18 protein-coding genes are annotated in these 21,964 nt (G+C 61.3%); 10 read left to right on the top strand and 8 right to left on the bottom strand.

The window, feature by feature from the left end:
- Positions 1–26 precede the first annotated feature (26 nt).
- The gene (locus tag ACMGGW_RS11245) at positions 27–467 is read right to left on the bottom strand and encodes a GNAT family N-acetyltransferase (RefSeq protein ID WP_043143491.1); all 441 of its coding nucleotides are present in this window, start codon (positions 465–467) and stop codon (positions 27–29) included.
- Positions 468–514: 47 nt separating this feature from the next.
- On the bottom strand, positions 515–2,245 hold the full coding sequence (locus ACMGGW_RS11240) for an ATP-binding cassette domain-containing protein (RefSeq protein WP_197831999.1): 1,731 nt from the start codon (positions 2,243–2,245) through the stop codon (positions 515–517).
- A gap of 450 nt (positions 2,246–2,695) precedes the next feature.
- On the opposite strand from ACMGGW_RS11240, the gene ACMGGW_RS11235 reads away from it, so the two are divergent.
- A complete protein-coding gene (locus ACMGGW_RS11235) occupies positions 2,696–5,125 on the top strand; it encodes a DUF3772 domain-containing protein (protein WP_065424061.1) in 2,430 nt (809 codons plus the stop codon).
- 48 nt (positions 5,126–5,173) lie between these two features.
- On the opposite strand, the gene ACMGGW_RS11230 is transcribed toward ACMGGW_RS11235, so the two are convergent.
- Positions 5,174–5,341 carry a hypothetical protein gene (locus tag ACMGGW_RS11230; RefSeq protein ID WP_164550866.1) on the bottom strand — a complete coding sequence of 56 codons (168 nt, stop codon included), beginning with the start codon at positions 5,339–5,341 and terminating at the stop codon, positions 5,174–5,176.
- Between the two features lie 129 nt (positions 5,342–5,470).
- On the opposite strand from ACMGGW_RS11230, the gene ACMGGW_RS11225 reads away from it, so the two are divergent.
- Entirely contained in the window at positions 5,471–6,286 is an 816-nt protein-coding gene (locus tag ACMGGW_RS11225; RefSeq protein ID WP_197770336.1) for an alpha/beta fold hydrolase, read from the top strand.
- Positions 6,287–6,336: 50 nt separating this feature from the next.
- On the opposite strand, the gene ACMGGW_RS11220 is transcribed toward ACMGGW_RS11225, so the two are convergent.
- On the bottom strand, positions 6,337–8,475 hold the full coding sequence (locus ACMGGW_RS11220; RefSeq protein ID WP_420279446.1) for a TonB-dependent siderophore receptor: 2,139 nt from the start codon (positions 8,473–8,475) through the stop codon (positions 6,337–6,339).
- Between the two features lie 387 nt (positions 8,476–8,862).
- On the opposite strand from ACMGGW_RS11220, the gene ACMGGW_RS11215 reads away from it, so the two are divergent.
- From ACMGGW_RS11215 to ACMGGW_RS11195, 5 genes are all read left to right on the top strand, one after another.
- Entirely contained in the window at positions 8,863–10,305 is a 1,443-nt protein-coding gene (locus ACMGGW_RS11215; RefSeq protein WP_049295670.1) for a sensor domain-containing diguanylate cyclase, read from the top strand.
- A gap of 104 nt (positions 10,306–10,409) precedes the next feature.
- Positions 10,410–10,760, top strand: coding sequence for a DUF1428 domain-containing protein (locus ACMGGW_RS11210; protein ID WP_025302905.1), 351 nt, complete (start codon positions 10,410–10,412; stop codon positions 10,758–10,760).
- An 11-nt stretch (positions 10,761–10,771) separates the two neighbouring features.
- Entirely contained in the window at positions 10,772–11,245 is a 474-nt protein-coding gene (locus ACMGGW_RS11205; protein WP_025302904.1) for a VOC family protein, read from the top strand.
- 27 nt (positions 11,246–11,272) lie between these two features.
- A complete protein-coding gene (locus ACMGGW_RS11200; RefSeq protein ID WP_089191793.1) occupies positions 11,273–11,962 on the top strand; it encodes a VIT1/CCC1 transporter family protein in 690 nt (229 codons plus the stop codon).
- Positions 11,963–12,071: 109 nt separating this feature from the next.
- Complete coding sequence (locus ACMGGW_RS11195) at positions 12,072–13,409, top strand: D-serine ammonia-lyase (protein ID WP_164099671.1); 1,338 nt, start codon at positions 12,072–12,074, stop codon at positions 13,407–13,409.
- Between the two features lie 48 nt (positions 13,410–13,457).
- Here the strand turns inward: ACMGGW_RS11195 and ACMGGW_RS11190 are convergent, their stop codons facing one another.
- The 4 genes from ACMGGW_RS11190 to tet form a co-directional block, all read right to left on the bottom strand.
- The gene (locus ACMGGW_RS11190) at positions 13,458–14,894 is read right to left on the bottom strand and encodes a 6-phospho-beta-glucosidase (RefSeq protein WP_099817256.1); all 1,437 of its coding nucleotides are present in this window, start codon (positions 14,892–14,894) and stop codon (positions 13,458–13,460) included.
- A 130-nt stretch (positions 14,895–15,024) separates the two neighbouring features.
- Positions 15,025–15,759 carry a MurR/RpiR family transcriptional regulator gene (locus ACMGGW_RS11185; protein ID WP_167324328.1) on the bottom strand — a complete coding sequence of 245 codons (735 nt, stop codon included), beginning with the start codon at positions 15,757–15,759 and terminating at the stop codon, positions 15,025–15,027.
- A gap of 258 nt (positions 15,760–16,017) precedes the next feature.
- Complete coding sequence (locus ACMGGW_RS11180; protein WP_197812576.1) at positions 16,018–16,974, bottom strand: sulfonate ABC transporter substrate-binding protein; 957 nt, start codon at positions 16,972–16,974, stop codon at positions 16,018–16,020.
- 198 nt (positions 16,975–17,172) lie between these two features.
- On the bottom strand, positions 17,173–18,492 hold the full coding sequence (gene tet / locus ACMGGW_RS11175; protein WP_145957798.1) for a Tet(A)/Tet(B)/Tet(C) family tetracycline efflux MFS transporter: 1,320 nt from the start codon (positions 18,490–18,492) through the stop codon (positions 17,173–17,175).
- On the opposite strand from tet, the gene tetR reads away from it, so the two are divergent.
- From tetR to ACMGGW_RS11160, 3 genes are all read left to right on the top strand, one after another.
- Positions 18,416–19,057, top strand: coding sequence for a tetracycline resistance transcriptional repressor TetR (gene tetR / locus ACMGGW_RS11170; RefSeq protein ID WP_043143511.1), 642 nt, complete (start codon positions 18,416–18,418; stop codon positions 19,055–19,057). The two genes, tet and tetR, sit on opposite strands and share 77 nt — an antisense overlap.
- A 175-nt stretch (positions 19,058–19,232) precedes the next feature.
- Entirely contained in the window at positions 19,233–19,706 is a 474-nt protein-coding gene (locus tag ACMGGW_RS11165) for a (2Fe-2S)-binding protein (RefSeq protein WP_025302897.1), read from the top strand.
- Positions 19,703–21,961 carry a xanthine dehydrogenase family protein molybdopterin-binding subunit gene (locus ACMGGW_RS11160; RefSeq protein WP_167324327.1) on the top strand — a complete coding sequence of 753 codons (2,259 nt, stop codon included), beginning with the start codon at positions 19,703–19,705 and terminating at the stop codon, positions 21,959–21,961. Before ACMGGW_RS11165 ends, ACMGGW_RS11160 begins: the two co-directional genes overlap by 4 nt.
- The last annotated feature ends 3 nt before the right edge of the window (positions 21,962–21,964 follow it).

Genomic DNA, 21,964 nt, shown 5'->3' with positions numbered 1-21,964 from the left:
ATAAAAGAATGAACGTAATGTGTCGTTCAACGCGGCGGATAATAAAAACGTAGCAGTATCAGGGCGTCGTGGGCTGAAAGCGGTTCGGTCTTGGCCTCGGCCGGTATTATCGAGCGCCAAAACGCCAGCCCGCGCGGATTATCCTGGCTGACCGACAGCGACCAACCGCCGGGATGCTGCGCGAACAAGGAATGAGCGGCCCGTTGTCCCAGCCCGTTGCGTCGCCATTCGGGTTTGATGTAGAACTCCGCCATTTCGACGGTGGCGCTATCCAGACGCCTGACCAACGCGAAACCGGCGGTTTGCCGATCGCTCAACATCAAATAAGGGTAGCGGCCGACCTCGCGCCAGTAGAGCGGCAGATAGGGGTAATCTCCATCGGCGCCCAACTCGCGAAGGCAATCGGACAGCATGGCCGCCAGCAGTGGCCGCTGCGAGAGTGAGGCTTGCTCAAGGGAAAATGCCATGTCGCACTCCATCAAAAAACAGGCCGCCGGATGGCGGCCTGTCAAGGTTAGCCCAGATGCAACCGGGCGGTGATGTCGGCAATCTCGCGGCGCCAGCGCGCCTGAAGCTCCGGTTTCTGGTGCTTCGGCTTGCGCGCCTGGTCGGCCTCCAATTTGCTTTCGAGGGCAAACAGGGCGGTCAACAGCGCTTCTTCGCCTTCCAATCGATCGTCCGGCGTCGGGCCATCAGCATTAGCCCTGTCCGCCGTCGGCAGTGCCGGCGCTTCGCCCGCCAGGCGCTGATACACCGGCGCCAGATCGTGCCACTCCTCCAGTTTTTGCTGGTCGATCAGCCAAAAGCGGTTGCAGCTCTGTTCGATCAGCATCCTGTCGTGGGTAACCAGCATGACGGCGCCGGGGAACTGGCGCAGCGTTTCCGCCAGCTCCTCTTTGCCCGCCATGTCCAGGTGGTTGGTGGGCTCGTCCAGCAGCAGCAGCGAATGGTTGGCCAGCGTCAGACCGACGAACAGCAGCCGCGAACGCTCGCCACCGCTCAGCGAACGGATCTGCTGATGGTGGCGCAGGTAAGGAAAACCGGCGCCGATCAGCGCCATTTTCCGCTGTTCCTCGGTCAGCGGTGCAAACTGCGCCAACGCGTCGCTCAACGTGTCTTCATCGCGCAGCTGTTGCAGGCTCTGATCGTAATAGCCGATGCGCACGCGCGGATGGAACAGCGCCGGGCGCTGCGTTTGTTGCTGATACTCACGCCACAACAGGCGCAGCAGCGACGATTTACCGCAGCCGTTGCGCCCGACGATGGCGATGCGATCGCCGCTTTTCACGCGCAGATGTTCGAGGCTGAACAGCACCGGCGCATCCGGCGCCGGGCGCACCGCCCAGTGCGGCAGCGCCAGCAGGCGATCGGCATCCAGCGCTTCTCCCTGCAGCCGCAACCGCCACGGGCTGCCGGCGGTCAGGGTGGTCTGTTCTTCCTTCAACCGATCGACGCGCTTCTCCATTTGCTTGGCCTTGCGCGCCAGATCTTCGTTGTCGTAGACCTTGCCCCAGGTCGCCAGGCGTTTGGCGCTTTTTTCCACCCGGTCTATCTCTTTCTGCTCGGCGTAGCGCCGCTGTTCGTCCGCGGCGTCCTGTTCCGCCAGCGCGGTGCGCGCCGCAGAGCAGGGCAAACGGAAGAACTGCAGCGTTTTGTCGCGCAGGATCCAGGTGCAGTTAGTCACCTGATCGAGCAGGTAGCGATCGTGCGACACCAGCACGAAGCTGCCGGCCCAGCTGCGCAAGAACTGTTCCAGCCACAGCAGCGTGGGCAGGTCCAGGTGGTTGCTGGGTTCGTCGAGCAACAGCAGATCGGGTTGGCGGATCAACGCGCGCGCCAACAGCAGCCGCGTATGCTGGCCGCCGCTGAGGGTGCCGGCGGTCAACGTCCAGCTCGCCGGTTCAAACCCCAGCTCGGCCAGTAACGCTTCACAGCGCCAGCGTTCACTGAGGTGTTGGCCCACAGGCAGCCGCGCCAGCACCGCATCCAGCAGGGTGCAGGTGTGCAGCTCCGGCGGCAGGTGCTGCTCGATGCGCGCCATCAGACATTGGTGTGACAATGTCACTGAACCGGTGTGCGCAGGTAGGTCGCCGCTGAGAATTTGCAGCAGGGTGCTTTTGCCGCAGCCGTTATCGCCGATCAAACCGATGCGATCGCCTTTTTTCAGGCTGAAGGATATCTCGCTCAGCAGGACGCCGAACGCGTTGTCGTAACCGACAGATTGTGCAGACAGTAATGTGCTCATTGCTTACTCAAGAGTTACAGGCATGACAATGCCTATCGTCAAACATCGCTGACGACAACCCGGTAAGCCGGAGGGAAGATCCTGGATTTTAGTAAGCTTCGCTCAAGCTGGGTTATCGCAGCACGATACCGGTAATGCTTGAGCGGCGACGATTACCAAAGAAGTGTGAGTGAAAAACCAATTCACACGTCAGCATAGTAAGTCTCCTTTTATTCGTTGCAGGTTAATCGGTGGCTGGAGTATAGAGCGCTTTATGCCGTATCGCCAGTGTAAAAGCGCCTGAATAATCAGCAGGCTAAGGCGAGCACGGGCGCGTGGCACACAATGGGAATAATTACTGTATTTCGGCCGACATTAAGCAGCTATTATAATTAGCGTTTATGGTTAAGCGACGGTTCATCCGCCGCCTTTTCGTCTGTCTATCAGATAATGATGCTGAGCACTGAATTTATGTTAAAGCCCCGTTCGTTCCTGCTGTTGTTGTTATTGCTGTTGGGTTTGCAGCTGACGCCGCTCGGCGCCGTCGCCGCCCCCCAGGATGATCCCACCGCCGAAAGCGCGCCCGATCCCGCTACGCAGCTGAAAGCCGCGCAAAAGCAGTTGGACAGCATGAAGCAGCTGGTTTCAAAGGCTACCACCGACACCCAGCTCAGCAAGCTGCGGCTGGCGACCGACGATCTGGTCGCCAGCATGGATAAATTGTCTGCCGATCTGCAGCCGCTGCAGGAAAAGCTGCAGGCGCAGTTGGACGTGTTGGGGCCGGCCCCGGCGGCCGGCGCGCTGCCGGAAACCCCGGCTGTCGCCCAGCAGCGTAATGCGCTGAACAGCAGCAAGAAGCAGCTGGACGATGCGGTAAAACGCGCGCAGGCCATCAAGACCAGCGCTTTCGACCTGGGGCAGCAGATCAGCGATCTGCGCCGGGTAGCGTTTAAAACCCAGCTGGCGCTGAACACCGGCAGCATTTTGGGCGTCAAGTTCTGGACGCCGGTGGTGCAGCCGTCAGCGGATGACGTGCAGCGGCTGGACCAGTTCAACGCCGAGATGAAAGCGGCCTGGGACGCCAGTTGGCAGGACGAATGGCGGTACGGCACGCTGGCGTTGCTGGCGCTGGCGGTGATCGTCTGGTCCTGGGGGCGCTATTTGTCCGAGCGTTTCCTCGCCTGGGTCAGCATTCGCTTCCTGCCGGACGGGCGCCTGCGCCGCAGCTTTATGGCGATCATCACCGTGGCCGTGACGGTGTTCACTACCTCGATCGCGCTGAATTTGCTGTATTACGTTTTTATCCGCGTGCAGCCGCTGCCGGTGATGCTGGAAGACTTCGCCGAAGGCTTTAACCGTCTGGGGATTTTCTGCGCGCTGATCGCCGGGCTGGGGCGTGCGGCGCTGTCGCTGAATCGTCCGTCGTGGCGTTTGGCTTCGCTGGACAATGAAGTGGCCGCCGGGCTGCGTTACTTCTCGCCGCTGCTGGCCGGTCTGGCGCTGGCGTTCGGCACCGTTGAGCTGATCAACAACGTCGTCAGCGCCTCATTGGCCACCACCATCTTCGGCAACGGCCTGGTAGCGGGATTGATCGGCATGGTGCTGCTGGCGGCGCCGCTGCGCGGCCAGCGCATTCGTCGCCGCCTGGAGCAGCAGGGCGCGCACCTGGAAAAACGCACGCTGGTCGGCGGGCTGGTGCATATCGTCACCCTGGTGTGTTCGGTGGTGATCCTGCTTTCCTTGCTTGTGGGTTACATCGCCTTCGCCCGCTTCCTGACCTACCAGCTGATCTGGGTGGTGCTGGTGCTGATGGCGTTCTACTTCATGGTGTTATTCGCCACTGACCTGTGCGCCGCGCTGTTTTCGCCGCAGACCGTCAGCGGCAAGATGCTGAAGAAAACGCTCAGCTTCAAGGATCGCCATCTGGAACAGGTGGCGATCATCACCACCGCGCTGGCCAAATGTTCGCTGTTGCTGTTGATGATCGTCGCGTTGTTCAATGGCTCGTTCGGCAGCACCACGCCGGGGTCGTTGATGGAGAAAATCGTCTCGATCCTGACCGGCGAAGGCTTGCAGCGTTTCAACATCGTGCCCGGCAACCTGCTCAACGCCGTGATCTGTCTGGCGATCGGTATCTACATTCTGCGCGCGGTGCGGCGCTGGCTGGGCTCTGAGCTGCTGCCGAAAACCATTTCGGACGTCGGCATCCGGGCCTCGCTGGTGACGCTGTTCAGCAATATCGGTTATGTGCTGGTGATTCTGATCACCCTGGCGGCGCTCGGCATCCAGTGGAGCAACCTGGCGTGGATCGTCAGCGCCTTGTCGGTCGGTATCGGTTTCGGTTTACAGGAGATCGTGAAGAACTTTATTTCCGGCCTGATCCTGCTAACCGAGCGCCCGGTGAAGGTCGGGGATATGATCGGCATCGGCGGCGTGGAAGGCGACGTGCGGCGCATCAACGTGCGCGCCACCGAAATCCAGCTCAGCGACCGCTCCACCATGATCGTACCGAACTCGCAGCTGATCTCGCAGAACGTGCGCAACGCCACCATGGGCAACGCGCAAGGGGTAGTGACCATCGCGCTGACGTTCCCGACCTCGATCGATCCGGAGCAGGTGCGCAATATCTTGCTCAGCGCCTATAACGAGTACGAAACCATTCTGGAGACGCCGGCACCTTATGTGCGCTTTAGCCAGCTGGGGCCGGACGGTATTATCCTGAGCGTGACCGGCTACGTGCCGAGCCCGCGCATGGTCGGCGCCACCAAGAGCGAACTGCTGTTCAATATCCTCAAGCTGCTGCGCGCGCAGGAAGTGAGCCTGTCCAGCCCGCAAGAAGTGGTGTTTATGAAACAGCAGGCGACGCGGTATCAGGCCAACGAAGAGGAACACTCCTCCTAATCCAGCCCTGAGGCGGCGGGCCGTTAAGTGACGGCCCGCCGAACGTGGCTAGTACATCGACGGCTCCACCGATTGCGAGCAGTCGCTGTTGGCGCTGGATTTGGTGCAGGTGTAAGGCTCATTCGGCGATGCCGAAGGCGCATTCGATGGGCCGCCGCCTCCGCCGATACAACCGCTCAGCATCAGCATCAAAAACACGAGAATTATCTTCTTCATCTCACCGTCCTCCATTGCGATTCCTCCCTTAAGTATATGTCGGGAAAGCGAACGGCACCGCTCACCGGTGCAATCTATACTCCTTTGATAACGTTTCGGCGCACAACGGCGGCGAACGAGGAGGGAAAGATGCAAACCGACGACGATTTGACCCACTTTGCCGCGCAGGGTGCGCCGCCGTTGCCGCCCTTTACCAAGCAGGGTGATGTCGAACATGACGGCGCGCGCATCTGGTATGCGGCCTATGGCGCGGATCCGACGGTGATCCTGCTGCACGGCGGCCTAGGCCACAGCGGCAACTGGGGGTATCAGCTGCCGACGCTGCTGGCCGCCGGGTACGGCGTGCTGGTCATCGACAGCCGCGGGCACGGGCGCAGCACTCGCGACGCCCGGCCGTATCGTTACGCTCGCATGGCCGATGATCTGTTGGCGGTGATGGACGCGTTGCGGATCCCGCACGCCGCGCTGGCGGGCTGGAGCGATGGCGCCTGTGTTGCGCTTATCGCTGCCCATCGGGCGCCGCAGCGGGTGGACGGCGTTTTTTTCTTCGGTTGCAATATGGACGCCAGCGGCGTTAAACCGCCCGCGTCCAACCCCATCGTGGAGCGCTGTTTTGCGCGTCATGCGCAGGACTATGCCGCCTTGTCGCCGACGCCGGAGGAGTTCGACGCGTTCGTCGCTGCCGTGAGCCTGATGATGAGCAGCCAGCCAGACTACCGCGTACAGGAATTGGCAGCCATTCGCGTGCCGGTGACGATCGTTCATAGCGAGCACGATGAGTTTATCCGCGTCGAGCATGCCGTCTACTTGAGCCGCAGCATCCCTGGCGCCCGTCTGGTGATGCTGCCGGGTGTCAGCCACTTCGCGCCGCTGCAGCGGCCGGCGGTGTTCAACCGCGCGCTGTTGGATTTTCTCGCCGATGTGATGTGTCGCAAGGCGTTTTGAGGGCCGCCGCAAAGAAAACGGGCGCCAAACGGCGCCCAAGGCGTGACAGGTTAGAAATCGACCGTCGCCTGCAGGCTCAGGCTGCGCGGCTCACCCTCAATCACGCGTAAATTACCGGCGCTGGAAGCATAGTATTCGCGGTTGAACAGGTTTTTCACATTCAGTTTCAGCTGAGTATGTTTCCCCAGCAGCTTGCTGTCCCAGGCGACAAAGGCATCCGCCACGGTATAGGCCGGCATGGTGAAACTGTTCTCCGGATCGCCGGCGCGGCGACCGACGTAGCGCGCGCCGCCGCCAATGCGCACCTCGCCGGGCACCACCGGCAGCGTCATGCGGTGGCTGAGGTACAGGCCGCCCATGTTGGTCGGGGCGTTGACCAGCCGATTGCCGACGTTGGTCGGATTGAGGTTGTCTTCGACGATCTCGGTTTTGTCGTAGCTGTAGTTGGCGGTGAGATCCCAGTTGGGCGCCACTTCGCCGTTCAACTCCAATTCCGCACCGGTGGAGCGCGCTTTGGGAATGCTGCGGGTCACGCCGTTGATAAAGATCGACATATTGCTTTCATCGATGCGATAGAGCGCCAGCGTGGCGTCGAACGCCGGAGTGATCTGCCATTTTCCGCCCACCTCATAGGTGGTGCCGGTTTCCGGCGTGGCGACGTCGCCATTGTCGTCGATGGCGGTGGACGGCGTGAACGAACGGCTGTAATTGCCGTATAGCGACAGGCTCGGCGTCAGCTTATACACCAACCCCGCCTGCGGCAAAAACTGGTCGTCTTTGTCATTGAGCGTATTTTTCGGTTTCTGGAAACCGTTGCTGTTGTTCTGGTAATACGACTGATAGCGCGCGCCCAGCACCGCGATCCATTGATCGGTGAGATGAATGCTGTCCTTGGCGTACAGGGAACGGCTGAACAGCGTGGCGCGCAGGTTGCTTGACGCGTCACTGTAAGTGGTGCTGTCGGTGACCGGCGTTTCGCCATACACCGGATCGTACATGTTGAAGGTCTTCGAGACCTTGCCGCGGTAGGAATAGGCCTTGTAGGTCTGATTTTTCTCGTAGTCCACGCCCAGCAGCAGGTCGTGCTGCATGCCGAACAGCTGCGGCGAACCGGTCAGATCCCAGGAGTAATAGTGGGTTTGATGATTGAAACCGCGATTGGCGTCGGCGCGGCGCGAGACGATGCCGGTCGTGGTGTCGACCGCGGTGGCGCGCACTTCGTTGCTGTCGTAACGGCGTTGCAGCCAGGCGTAGTTGAAGCGGGTCGTCCAGATCGGATCCAGCGCGTACTCATAATGGGCGTTCAGACGTTTGTTCTTGCCCCAGGCATGGTTCGCGTAGTCATCCAAGCGGCGGTCATAGGGCACATCGACCGGTTTGCCGTCGATAAATGCGGTGCCGCGATCGTAAGGAATGTCGTACTTGTATTCGCTGTAGGCGATGTTAAAGGAAGCCTGGTCGCCGAACCAACTGAGCGAGGGGGCGATCAGCGTGTGTTCGTCGCTGCCGAAATTGCGCCAGTAATCTGCGTGCTGGCGTTCGGCGATCAGGCGAAAGGCGAAGCCGCCGCCCAGCGGGCCGGTCACATCGACGCTGCCGCTGCCGCCGCCAACACTGTTGGTGGCGCCGCTGATGCGGGTGTTCCAGTCATACTGCGGTTTTTTGCTGATCAGATTGATGACGCCGCCGGGGCTGAGGATGCCATACAGCAGCGAAGCGGAACCTTTCAGGACCTCAACGCGATCGGTGGTGGCGTCCATGCTCAACCCCTGGTTGCTGCGCACGCCGTCGATGAAGACCGAGCCATCGGAGTTAACCCCGAACCCGCGTTTGACGAAACCATCCTCCGTGCCGCCGAGCGTGTTGCCCTGGGTGACGCCGCTGACGAACTTCATCGCGTCATTGACGCTTTTGACCTGGAAGTCGTCAATGACCTGAGAGGTGACGACGCTGACCGATTGCGGCACCTCGGCGATCGGCGCGGCGGTCTTGCCGGCGGTCGAGGCGGTGTCGGCGCTATAGCTGCCAGAAGGCTGGGCCGCGGCGGTCACCGTAATGGATTCCTCCGTTTTTGCGCCGGGTGCGGCGGCGATCGCCAGGGCGGGGAACAGGCCGGCGAACAGGGGCAGCGAGCGAAAAACGTGATTTTTTTTGTTTTTGTTGGGGTGGCGAAGAACTGAGTGGCGCATATAATTCCGTAAAAAATAATAAATAGTAACGATTATCATTATAATTATCATTTATACGTTTTGAATAGTGGGGAATGCCTGTATCCCTTCACTGCGCGATTTAATTTTGTCTTTACGGTAAAAGGCGGCCATTTTTCCGGTAAAAAATCGGCTGGGTGGCAATAACGATCGTAGTGACGGGAGGGGCACGGCAGTTTGTTCGCCGGAAGGGGGATTTCTGTCAATATATTGATACACAAATATATTTTCCCTTGATGAATAAACAGGTGTCCGGGCAGGCAAAACTGGCAATAATAGGCGGGTCGGCCGTTTATCTTCGCCTCATCGCCGACGGTTGTGACGCGAACAGACGGTCACTTTATGCTAGCGGAAGTCTCTGGATCCAAGATGCAAACCACCTCGTTGTCCGATACCCGGAAAATCTGGCCCGCGCTCATCATTTTTTTGCTGGTGTTCACCCTGTGTCTGCTGGGCATCGTGAGTCGCCCCGGCAGCTTTCTGGCGATATTCTGGCCGGTGAACGCTGTACTGCTGGCCGTTTTGGTGCGGCGGCCACAGTGGGCTACGCGGGCCGGCTGGGGCATGGCGGTGCTGGGCTATCTGGCGGCGGATCTGTTGACCGGCAGTTCGCTGCAAAAGACGCTGCTGCTGAACGTCGCCAATCTGACCGGCGTCGTGGTGGGGTATCTGTTGTTCATGCGGCTGTCGCCGCCGGCGCGCACGTTGCAGCGCGGCACGTCCAGCATGTACCTGTTCGGTATCTGCCTGGCTGCCGCCGCCGCGACCGGCGCGGTGGGCGCCGCAACTTCGCAGTGGCTGTTCGGCAGACCGTATCTGACCTCGCTGGCGCTGTGGTTCTCGTCCGAATTCACCAACTACGTCACGCTGATGCCGTTTATTCTGGCGTTTCCCGCCGATTGGCGACGTCGCCTTGCGGCGGCCGGCGCCCTGTTCACCCAGCGCAGCCACTGGCCGCGGGCGGGGCGAAAACTCACGGTATTGGCGCTGCTGTTACTGGCGGCGGTGTGCAGCGTGCTGATCGGCGGCCCCGGGGCGGTGATCTTTCCCATGCCGGTGCTGCTATGGCTGGCGATGTCCTTCTCATTGTTCTGCACCATGATTGCGGTGCTGATTTATGTGCTGTGGTGCCATCTGGCGATCGATTTCGGGTTGCTTAGCACGACGCTCGACATGAAGGTGTTGCAAAACGCGGTATCGATGCGTTTGGGCATCGCGCTGCTGGCGCTGGGGCCCATCGCCGTGGCCAGCATGAACTATGCGCGTAATGCGCTGCTGCGCACGCTGGAGCACGTGGCGAATCACGATGCGTTAACGCACGTGCTGACGCGCAATGCGTTTATGCAGCGCGGCGAACGGTTGATAGACCAAAAGGGCGAGCTGGTGTGCGTCATGATGCTCGATATCGACTATTTCAAATCGATTAATGACCGTTTTGGCCATGCTGGCGGCGATCAGGCACTGATGGCCTTTACCCGCGCGATCGCCGCCGATCTGAGCGTCGGTGACCTGTTCGGCCGCATGGGGGGCGAAGAGTTCGCCATCGTTTCGACGCTCGGCCAGCCGCAGCAAGGATGGCAATTGGCCGAACGCCTGCGGCAACGCATCGAAACGGAGTCTATCCTCATGCCGGCCGGGCATCCGCTGCAGATCACCGTCAGCATCGGCATGGTGACCTGCCCGGGCGGCGCCGGCCAAAGCCTGGCGGATCTGCTGAAGCTGGCGGATCTGGCGGTGTACAAAGCGAAAAACGCCGGCCGTAACCGGGTTGCCACACCGGAATCGTCTCCGCCGGCTGCTCATGGCCGCTGAACTTCCGATCCGCGCTCTGCCCCGGCCGTCTAAACTGGTAGGGGGCGCGGGCATTTCCGCCTGCGCCGAACCGACTGTCCTTAATCAGACAAGAGGATGCCAGAATGAAATACGTAGACGGGTTTGTGGTGGCGGTACCGGCCGCCAATAAGGAGGCCTATCACCGGTTGGCGGCCGCAGCGGCGCCGCTGTTCAAAGAGTTTGGCGCCACGCGCATCGTGGAATGTTGGGGCGATGACGTGCCCGACGGCAAACTTACCGACTTTCGCGGCGCGGTGAAAGCCCAGGAAGACGAAGTGGTGGTGTTCAGTTGGATAGAGTACCCCTCCAAGGCGGTACGCGACGCCGCCAACGAAAAAATGATGAACGACCCGCGCATGAAAGCGCTGGGCGAGATGCCGTTCGACGGCAAACGCATGATCTTCGGCGGTTTCGCGCCGATCCTCGATGCGTAAAGGAGGCACAGATGGCCAGAATTACGCAACATCTGTGGTTTGAAAAAGACATGGAAGCGGCGCTGAATTGCTATGTCGCGTTGATCCCCGGTTCGTCCGTGAACTGGTTTTCCGAGCTGCCGGCGGATACGCCGAGCGGCCCGGCCGGCAGCGTGAAGCTGGCTTCCTTCACGTTGGGCGACCAGCGCTATGCGGCGATCGAAGCCGGGCCGTTGGATCCGTTCAATCACAGCTTCTCCGTGATGGTGGAATGTGACGATCAGGCGGAGGTCGACAGGCTGTGGGGCGCGCTGAGCGAGGGCGGCGAGGCGGAGCAGTGCGGCTGGCTGCGCGATCGCTGGGGGCTGTGCTGGCAGATCGTGCCGCGGCGCCTGACGGAGTTGATGAACGATCCCGACGCCGCCCGCGTGCGGCGTGTCACGGAAGCGATGCTGTTGATGGGCAAAATCGACATCGCCGGGTTGGAAGCGGCGGCGCGCGAGTAGCGCAACGCTCACTGAGGGAGAGAACGGATGCACCGAGAACGGCACAGTATTGAACGCATCGGCTGGCTGCGGGCGGCGGTGCTCGGCGCCAACGACGGCATCGTTTCAACGGCCAGCCTGCTGCTGGGCGTCGCGGCGGCCAGCGCCTCGCATTCCGCGCTGATGATCGCCGGCGTCGCCGGGTGGGTGGCCGGCGCAATGTCGATGGCCACCGGCGAGTATGTGTCGGTCTCGTCGCAAGCGGATACCGAAAAGGCCGCGCTGGCGGAAGAGCAGGCGGAGCTGCTTGAAGACTACCCGGGGGAGTTTCGCGAACTGACGTCAATCTACGTGCATCGCGGTCTGGATCCGGCGCTGGCCCGGCAGGTGGCGGAAAAGCTGATGGCGCATGATGCGCTGGAGGCGCACGCGCGCGACGAACTGGGCATTTCCTCCGCCACCCGCGCCCGGCCGCTGCAGGCTGCGTTGGCGTCGGCCCTGAGTTTCTCCCTCGGCGCGCTGTTGCCGCTGTTGGTGGCGATGTGGGTGCCGGTCGCCTGGACGCGGCCGGCGTTAGTGGCGTCGGCGCTGATTTCCCTCGGCGTTCTCGGCGGCATCGCCGCGAAAACCGGCGGGGCGCCGATCTTGCCGGGCGTGGCGCGCATCCTCATCTGGAGCGCACTGGCGATGGCAGTTTCTTCCGGCGTCGGCCTGCTGTTTGGCGTGACGGCCGGCTAACGTCGCACTTGCATCAATCTATTGCACCTCAAGCTCAGAATTTATCATTTGTCAGCCGCCGGCGTTCGCGGCAAGGTGACGGCAACGCCAACCTCAGTCAGGGACACTTATGCAGAAATCACAGATCCTATCGTGGGTCGCCCAGCATCCGCTGTTGCAACGCATAGTCGCGCTAGAGCCGATCACCTGGTTCAATCCACGCGCGACAACGTTGGCCGCAGGGCTGCCCCACGTCGGGTTGACCGCCGCCGACGTCGCCGACGCGGAGCAGCGCCTGGCGCGCTTCGCGCCTTATCTCGCCGCGGCCTTCCCGGAAACCCAACCCACAAAGGGGATCATCGAATCCGAGCTGGTGGCGCTCCCCGTCATGCAGCTCGCGTTGGATCGGCGCTATGGGCAGACTTTGGGCGGACGCCTGCTGTTGAAAAAGGACAGCCATCTGCCGATTTCCGGCTCGATCAAGGCGCGCGGCGGCATCTATGAGGTGCTGACGCACGCGGAAAAGCTGGCGCTGGAGGCGGGGCTGCTGCACACCGGCGACGACTACGCCCGGCTGTTTTCCGACGAGTTCCGTCAATTCTTCAGCCAGTACCGCATCGCCGTCGGATCGACCGGCAATCTGGGATTATCCATCGGCATCATCAGCGCCCGGCTGGGGTTTGACGTTAGCGTGCACATGTCGGCGGATGCGCGAGAGTGGAAAAAACAGAAGCTGCGCGAAAATGGCGTGACGGTGGTGGAGTACGCCGACGATTACGGCGTGGCGGTCGAACAAGGGCGCAAACAGGCGGCGGACGATCCGAGTTGCTTCTTTATCGATGATGAAAACTCGCAAACCCTGTTCCTCGGCTACGCGGTGGCCGGCGGTCGCCTGAAGCGGCAATTTGCCGAACAGGGCATTGTGGTGGACGCGCAGCATCCGCTGTTCGTGTATCTGCCGTGCGGCGTCGGCGGCGGGCCGGGCGGTGTGGCGTTTGGCCTCAAGCTGGCGTTCGGCGATCACGTTCACTGCATTTTCGCCGAGCCGACCCATTCGCCCTGCATGCTGCTCGGCGTCTACAGCGGGCTGCATGACGGCATTGCGGTGCAAGATCTCGGCATCGATAACCGCACCGCGGCGGACGGGCTGGCGGTGGGGCGCGCCTCCGGCTTTGTCGGCCGGGCGATGGAGCGCCTGCTGAGCGCGTTTTACACTCTCAGCGACGAAGAGATGTTTGCGCTGCTCGGGTTGTTGGACAAGCACGAGCATCTTCAGCTGGAGCCGTCCGCGCTGGCGGGCATGGCCGGACCGTGGCGCGTTGCCGCCCATGCGAAGGCGCTCAGCGAGCAAGGCATCAGCGCCGAGCACCTGGCGCAGGCGACGCATCTGGTGTGGGCGACCGGCGGCGGCATGGTGCCGTCGGCGGAAATGGCGAAGTACCTCGCCGCCGGGCAGGCGGCGGAGTAAGGCACAGTAAAAAGGGGCGAAAATCGCCCCTGATTGTCTGTCGTGCGGTTACAGCTGTTCGCCGTTGCTGGCGATCACCTGGCGATACCAGTCGAAGCTTTTCTTGCGCGAACGTTCGAGCGTGCCGGTGCCGTCGTCGTGTTTGTCGACGTAGATGAACCCGTAGCGTTTGCTGTACTCACCGGTGGTGAACGACACGCAGTCGATGCAGCCCCACGGCGTGTAGCCGATCAGATCTACACCGTCTTCAATCACCGCTTTCTTCATCTCTTCGATATGGGCGCGCAGATAGTCGATGCGATAGTCATCGTTGATCTGGCCGTCCGCCTCCACCTTGTCGAAGGCGCCGAAGCCGTTTTCCACGATAAACAGCGGCTTCTGGTAACGTTCATACAGCACGTTCAGCGAATAGCGCAGCCCGACCGGATCGATCTGCCAGCCCCAGTCGGAGGCCTTGACGTGCGGGTTCGGCACGTTGCCCGGGAAGCCGAACATGCCGTCGCTGCCGTCCACCGCGTTGGCCTGCAGCGCATTGCTCATGTAGTAGCTGAAACCGATGTAGTCGGTGCAGCCCTCGCGCAGGATCTGCGCGTCCTGCGGCTGCATCTCGATCTTCAGCCCTTTGCGTTCCCAATCGCGCAGCAGGTAGCTTGGGTAGTAGCCGCGCATCTGCACGTCGGTATACAGATAGCGCTGGTGCATCGCTTCCACGGCGTACATCACGTCGTCCGGTTTACAGGAATAAGGATAGAACGGCACGCAGGCAAGCATGCAGCCGATTTTGAATTCCGGGTTGATCTGATGGCCGAGTTTGACCACCTGCGCGCTGGCGACGAACTGGTGGTGCAACACCTGGTACAGCGCCTGTTCCGGGTTGTCTTCCTGGGTGTAATCCACGCCGGAACAGCAGTAGCCGAACAGCGGGTAGCGGTAGTTGCTCTGGTTGTTGATCTCGTTGAAGGTCATCCAGTACTTCACTTTTTCGCGGTAGCGACGCATCACCACCTCGCTAAAGCGCACGAAGAACTCCACCACCCGGCGATTTTTCCAGCCGCCGTAAGCTTTCACCAAATGGTAAGGCATTTCGAAGTGGGACAGGGTGATCACCGGCTGAATACCGTATTTCAGCAGTTCGTCGAACAGGTCGTCGTAAAACTGCAGGCCGGCCTCGTTCGGCGTCGCTTCGTCGCCGTTCGGGAAAATGCGCGTCCAGGCGATCGAGGTGCGAAAACACTTGAAGCCCATCTCGGCGAACAGTGCCACGTCCTGCTTGTAGCGGCCGTAGAAGTCCACCGCTTCGTGGTTGGGGTAACGATAGCCGTCGAGCACGCCGTCGGTCATCACGCGATCCACGCCGTGTGAGCCGCCGGACAGCACGTCGGCGATGCTTGGCCCTTTGCCGCCCCGATCCCAACCGCCTTCAACCTGGTGCGCGGCGACCGCGCCCCCCCACAGAAAATCCTTCGGCAACTGTTTCATCGTCAATGTCTCATCGGTTTATTTAATGAAGGGTAATAACGCTGCGTTGAGAACAGAGTAGCAAGACCGAAAGAAATGTCACGATATAACAAATCACCGTGAAAAGTGATTTGTCACAATAAAAAAACAGCCTGTTTTATTTTTCCGAATTAATATGCCCGAGCCGTTTGCCGATGGTTTCAATAACGTAAAGTACGGGGATCTGCGTGGTAATATTGTGATGCCCGCCGATCAAATGCTGCGGAACGTGGTAGGAGAGGTTGAAGTCCGCCAGCCGCGCCAGCGAAGAGGTTTCGTTGTTGGTGATGCTGATGATCTTGCAGTGGTGCAGGCTGAACTGGCTGGCCAAACGCAGGATCTCTTCGGTCTCGCCAGAGACCGACAGCATGATCGCCACCGCGTTTTTATACATATCGCTGTTGACGGGATAATAAGGATCGTCGATATGGGTGCTGAATTTCCCGACGTTGGAAAAGAAACGCGCGCCATATTTCCCCAATGCGCCCGACGTACTGATGCCGACGAAAATAATTCGCTCGGCGGCGGCGATATGTTGCACCGCCTGATCGATCAGCTGATTAAATTCTTCGTTGCTGACGCTTTTAAAAAAGCTGAGGATTTCGCCGATGCCAGAATCGACCGGTGGCGCATCGGTTTGTTCCAGATACAGCTTGAAACGGATGCGAAATTCCGAATAGCCGTCACAGCCCATTTTCTTGCAAAACCGCAGCACGGTGGTGGTGGAGACGCCGGCGGCCTCGGCCAGCTCGCGGATGGTCATGTACATCACTTGATTCTTGTGTTTGCTGACGTAGGTATAAACCATCAGCTCCAGGGCGTTGAGCTCGGCGATTGCTTTATGGGTAAACATGAGTCGGTCCGGCGGCTGAAAACGGGAAGCTTATCTGCGGGTTAACATAGCAAAATTCACCGCCGCTGGCACTGCCGGGCAAAAAGAAAAGCCGCACCAGTCAGGCGCGGCCCAGGGTTCACGACGAACAAATTAAAGCAAAACGTTCCGGAAGACATGCCATGAAAACGCGTTTCATCACACAGGGTTAGCATAGGTCAGCTTATTCCGGTGGCAAAATGCCGGTTTCTGCTTTCTAAAGCCAAAGCGCGGCAAAGGCTATGGCGTCTCGGGTTTATCTTCGGACCAGCGGGCGGCGTTGACGTCCACCTTAACCGGCAGCAGCCCGATGGCGGTGAATTTATCCGCCAACTGCTGTTGCTGCCTGAACACCTCCGGCGACATGCGCTGGCTGCCGAACGGCATGCGGGCGATGGCTCTGGCCCAAATGGCCTGATCCAGGCCGGTGCTCTGAGCGAGGATCGCCGCCGCTTCCTGCGGATGGCCGTTGGCCCAGTCGCTCAGCACGCCGAGCTGTTGAATCACCTGTTTGGCGCTGTCCGGGTACGTTTCGGCAAAGCGGCGGCTGGCGAGATAGAAGGTGTAGTGCGGCACCAGGCCTTCCGCGTCTTTCAGCCGACGGGCGTTGGCACGGGTTTCCACCTCGGCGTAGTAGGGATCCCAAATCACCCAGGCGTCGACGCTGCCGCGCTGGAAGGCGGCGCGGGCATCGCTCGGCGGCAGGTAGACCGGCGTGATGTCCTTGTAGCTCAAGCCGGCCTGTTCCAGCGCGCTCACCAGCAGGTAATTGACGTCAGACCCTTTGTTCAACGCCACGCGTTTCCCTTTCAGATCGGCCACGGAGCGGATCGCCGAATCCTGCGGCACCACGATGGCTTCGGTTTTCGGGCTGGGCGGCGAATGTGCCAAATAAACCAGATCGGCCTTGGCGGCTTGCGCGAAGGCCGGCGGAGCGTCGCCGGTCGCCGCCAGATCGATGCTGCCGACGTTCAACCCTTCCAACATCTGTGGGCCGGCGGGGAATTCTATCCAGCGAACCTTGATACCCTGCGGCTCCAGGGTTTTTTCCAGCGTACCGCGGTATTTCAGCAGCGCAAAAATGTTGGCTTTCTGGTAACCGATGGTGATTTGTTGCGGTTTCTCCTGCGCGCCGGCCGGCAGGCCAAACAGGCCGAGCAGCAGGGCGGCGATCAGCGGCGTTGTGAGTTTTCTCATCCTGATTTTCCGATAGGCGAAGTGAACGGTAGCGATGACGCGCTGGGCGTAACGCCATGAAACGGCATTTAAATTTTCCTGCGGCGGGATAAGGGCGATGATAATGAGCGGCGCAGTGGCGTGTAAAGCGCCCGCTTATGCTGAATAATGCCTTGCTTAGCCATAAATGAGCTTAATCGGGAGAGGGTGAGCTTGACGCTACGCCGCGTCACGCTCACGCGAACGCGCCAGCAACAGCGGAACCAACAGATACAGGGCGGCGGCCAACGCCCAGACCAGGCCGGGCCAGACATCGCGCGTGGCGGCGTACAGCGCCGTCGCGACCAGCGGCCCCGCGACGCCGATCAGGCTGCCCATGCTGGCCAGCGTCCCTTGCAGCTCGCCCTGATGATCGTCGTCCACCTTGTGCGCCATCAACGCCTGCAGCGCCGGCAGCGCCATACCGCCCGCGGCGAAGAACGGCAGCAGCGCAAAGGGCGCCCAGCCGCGGGTGGCGATCGATAACAGCACCAGACCCAGCGCGTCGGCCGCCAGGCCGATCAGCAGTGCCTTGCGCTCGCCGAGCCGTGCGACCAGCGGGCCGATGGCGAAGGCCTGCGACAGCGCGTGGCAGGCGCCGTAACCGGCCAGCGACAGGCCCGCCACCATCATGCTCCAGCCGAAACGATCCTGACCGTATAAAATCCACAGCGTGGCCGGCGCCTGTGAAACCAGCGCCATGATCAGGTAAATACCGGCCAGCGGCAGCAGGCCCGGTTTGCCGTGCAGCCGACGCAATGACGAAAATGGATTAAGGCGGATTTTCTCGGCGGCGCGGGCGCGGGGTTTACGCGATTCCGGCAGCAGGAAAAACGCCATGATCAGGTTGAGGGCATTCATCGCCGCCGCCGCCAGGAAGGGGGCATGCAGATGCCATTCGCCCAGCGATCCACCGAGCAGCGGACCGACGATAAAACCGACGCCGAACACCGCGCCCACCAGGCCAAAACGCCGCGCGCGCTGGCCGGCGGGGGTAATATCGGTGACGTAAGCGGTGGCGACCGCCATGTTGGCGCCGGTGATGCCCGCCAGCAACCGGCCCAGATAGAGCCAGGCCAGCGTCGGCGCGAACGCCATCAGCAGATAGTCGGCCGCCGCGCCGGCGAGCGAAATCAACAGCACCGGACGCCGGCCGAAACGATCGCTCAGTGCGCCGAGGATCGGTGAAAACAGGAATTGCATCAACGCATACGCCGCCAGCAGCGCGCCGTAATGCACGCTGCCGGCGTCGAGGCCGCCCAGTGAGCGCAACAGCGCCGGCAGGATAGGCATGATCAGGCCGATGCCTACCGCATCCAGCAATACCGTCAACAAAATAACCAGCATAGGTTTTTTCAAAATTGCGACTCTAACAGTGATAGAGTATTGAGTATTCCATAGTAACCCTATCAGTGATAGAGAGATGAGCGAAAAAAATACCGCGACGCGTTTAACGCGAGAGACCGTCCTGCGCGGGGCGCTGGCGTTGCTGAATGACATCGGCATCGATGCCCTGAGCACCCGTCGCCTGGCACAACATTTGGGAGTGCAATCTCCCACGCTCTATTGGCATTTCAAGAACAAGGCCGAACTGCTGAAGGCGATGGCGGAAACCATCATGTTGGATCACCGTGAAGAGGTGCCCGCCGACATGCCCTGGCAGGATTGGGTCGTTACCAATGCGAGCCATTTCCGTCGGGCGCTGCTGGCTTACCGCGACGGCGCGCGTCTGCATGCCGGCACCCGGCCGCAGGAACCGCAATTCGCCATCATTGAGGCCAAGGTGGCGCTGTTGTGTCGGGCGGGGTTGACGCCGGAACGCGCCGTTAATCTGCTGTTCGCCGTCGGACGTTTCGTGGTGGGCTGGGTGCTGGAAGAGCAACAAATGCAGTCGGACGATGCGCTGAATGACGCCGATCGCCGGCGTTACCCGCTGCTGTGCGAAGGCTGGGAAACATTGCAGGATAAGGGCGCAGACGCGCTGTTCGAAGCCAGCGTGCGGCTGTTGGTTGACGGCGCCGAGGCCGAATTGACGATCGACAATAATCACGGCCAGCAATCATAAAACCGGGCTTATCTATAGGAAATTTATAGGAAATACCCACTTTTCGTTAAAGCCATGGCGGCTACATTCCCTTAACATCATCATGTCTTTTGATGATAATTATTAGCACGCTGCTCAATTGTTCTTCGCAGTGATGTTACGGATTAAATCCGTTTGTTTAAGGGATAGTTTCACCATGGAAATCAATGTTAATGGCCGGGTGGTTCCACTCGGCAATCTCGCGCCCGACACGCCGCTGCTGTACGTTTTACGCAACGACCTGCAATTGAATGGCCCCAAATACGGCTGCGGCTTGGGGGAATGCGGCGCCTGCACGGTGCTGATCGACGGCGTCGCCGCGCGCTCTTGTTCAATGCCGCTGTCCGCCGTAGGAAGCAAATCCGTCACTACCCTGGAAGGCTTGGGCACACCGGACGCGCTGCATCCAGTGCAGCAGGGGTTTGTCGATGAGCAGGCGGCGCAGTGCGGTTACTGCACCAACGGCATGATCATGACGCTGGTCGCGTTGTTCGAACGCGAGCCGGAGGCGGACGAGCAAACGATCAAGAAAGCGCTGGCCTACAACCTGTGCCGCTGCGGCACTCACCTTGAGATCTTGCACGCCGCCGAGCGCGCCCGCGACCTGTTGGCAGCACGGAGGCAAGCATGAGCCGCCTCGAACTGACTCGCCGCCAGTTGTTGCAGGCCGGCGGGGTGGTGATGGTCAGCAGCCTGCTGCCCGCGCCGTTTAACGCCTTCGCCGCAGAGGCGGTTGTAGCGCCTGCCGATCTGCCGCTGGATCGGGTGGACAGCTTTATCAGCCTTACCGCCGACGGCCGGGTAACGGCCTTCAATGGTCACGTCGATCTGGGTACCGGCATTCGCACCGCGCTGGCGCAGATCGTCGCCGAAGAAATTTGCGTGCCGTTCGAGCACGTCACGATGATCCTTGGCGATACGCAGCGCACGCCGGATCAGGGGCCGACCATCGCCAGCGCCACCATTCAGGTCACGTCGGTGCCGCTGCGACAGGCGGCGGCGCAGGTGCGGCACATGCTGACGGCGTTGGCGGCCAAAGCCTTCGAACTGCCGGCCGACCAGCTGACGGCGGCTGCGGGGCAGGTATTTGTGACCAAAAACCCGGGGCGCTCACTGAGCTATGCGCAGCTGGCGAGTGGGCAGAATCTGCACGTGATGCTGGATAAAAACGTTCAGTTGAACAGCGAACACCAGAATCGCTACGTCGGCCGCGCCGTTGCCCGGGTCGACATTCCGGCCAAAGTGAGCGGTGGGCTGACCTACGTGCACGACCTGCGCTTGCCCGGCATGCTGCATGGCCGGGTGGTGCGCCCGCCTTACGTAGGCGCCGACAGCAGCGCCCCGCTGGGCGGCGGCCTGCTGTCGGTGGATGAAAATTCGATCGCGCACCTGCCGGGCATCGTGAAACTGGTAGCGATCAACGATTTCATCGGCATCGTGGCCGAGCGCGAGGAGCAGGCGATCGCCGCCATGCGCCAGCTGAAAACCAAATGGAAACCCTGGGCCGGGTTGCCGGATCTGTCGCCGGAAGCGCTGCCCGCCGCGCTGGAAGCCAATCCGAAAACCGACCGCGTGCTGCGCGACGATGCGGGAACGGACGCCGCGTTGGCGGCGCTGCATACCGAAGTGCAGGCCGACTATGTCTGGCCCTACCATCAGCACGCCTCGATCGGCCCTTCCTGCGCGGTGGCGGAGGTTAAAGACGGGCGGGCGCAGGTGTGGTCCGGCACGCAAAACCCGCACGATCTGCGCAAAGACATCGCCACGCTGCTGGAATTGCCGCCTGAGCAGGTGCACATCATCCGCATGGAGGCCTCCGGCTGCTATGGCCGCAACTGCGCCGACGACGTCTCGGCGGACGCGGCGCTGTTGGCACGGGCCACCGGCCGCCCGGTGCGGGTGCAGCTGATGCGCGAACAGGAATCTGGCTGGGAGCCGAAGGGCACCGGCCAGCTGATCCGGGTGCGCGGCGGCCTCGACGCGCAAAACCGGGTGGCGGCCTACGAATTGAAAACCAGCTATCCCTCCAATAATGCGGTGACCTTGCCGCTGGTGTTGACCGGCAAGGTGGCCAACCGGGCCGACGTGCAACAGATGGGCGATCGCACCGCCATTCCGCAATACGCGTATCCGCACATGCGGGTGATCTGTCAGGACGCCGCGCCGATCGTGCGGGCGTCGTGGATGCGCGGTGTTTCGGCGCTGCCCAACGTGTTCGCCCATGAATCCTGGATCGACGAACTGGCCTGGCACGCCGGCGAGGACCCGATCGCGTTTCGCCTGCGTTACCTGAGCGATCCGCGCGCGGTGGCCTTGATTGAGGCCCTGAAGCGGCAAGCCAACTGGCAAGACGGCCCGGCGTACCGGTCGCACGCCGCCGGCGCCGAAGTGGTGAGCGGTCGCGGCTTCGCCTATGCCCGCTACTTCCACAGCAAATTCCCCGGCTTTGGCGCCGCCTGGGCGGCCTGGGTGTGCGATCTCAGCGTCAACCGCCTTTCCGGGCAGATCACGCTCGATAAAATCTTCGTAGCGCATGACTGCGGGCGCATGATCAACCCGGCAGGGGTGCGCCATCAGGTGCACGGCAACATTATCCAATCCGCCAGCCGGGTACTGAAAGAGTTTGTGACCTTTAACGAGACGGGGGTGACGTCATTGGACTGGGGCGGCTATCCGATCCTGCGCTTCGACGAATTGCCGCAGATCGATATCCAGCTGATTGACCGCCCGGACGAAGCGCCGATGGGTGCCGGCGAGTCCGCCTCGGTACCGAGTGCGGCGGCGATCGGCAACGCGCTGTTTGACGCGCTCGGCGTGCGTCTGCGCGAGGTGCCGTTTACGCCGGCGCGGGTGCTCGCCGCGCTGCGCGCCCAGGCCGGCCATTAATCC

The sequence above is a fragment of the Serratia sp. BNK-4 genome, from assembly GCF_048685115.1.
GTDB classification, from domain to species: Bacteria; Pseudomonadota; Gammaproteobacteria; order Enterobacterales; family Enterobacteriaceae; genus Serratia; species Serratia bockelmannii.
This window is presented reverse-complemented; position numbering and strand designations above follow the sequence as displayed.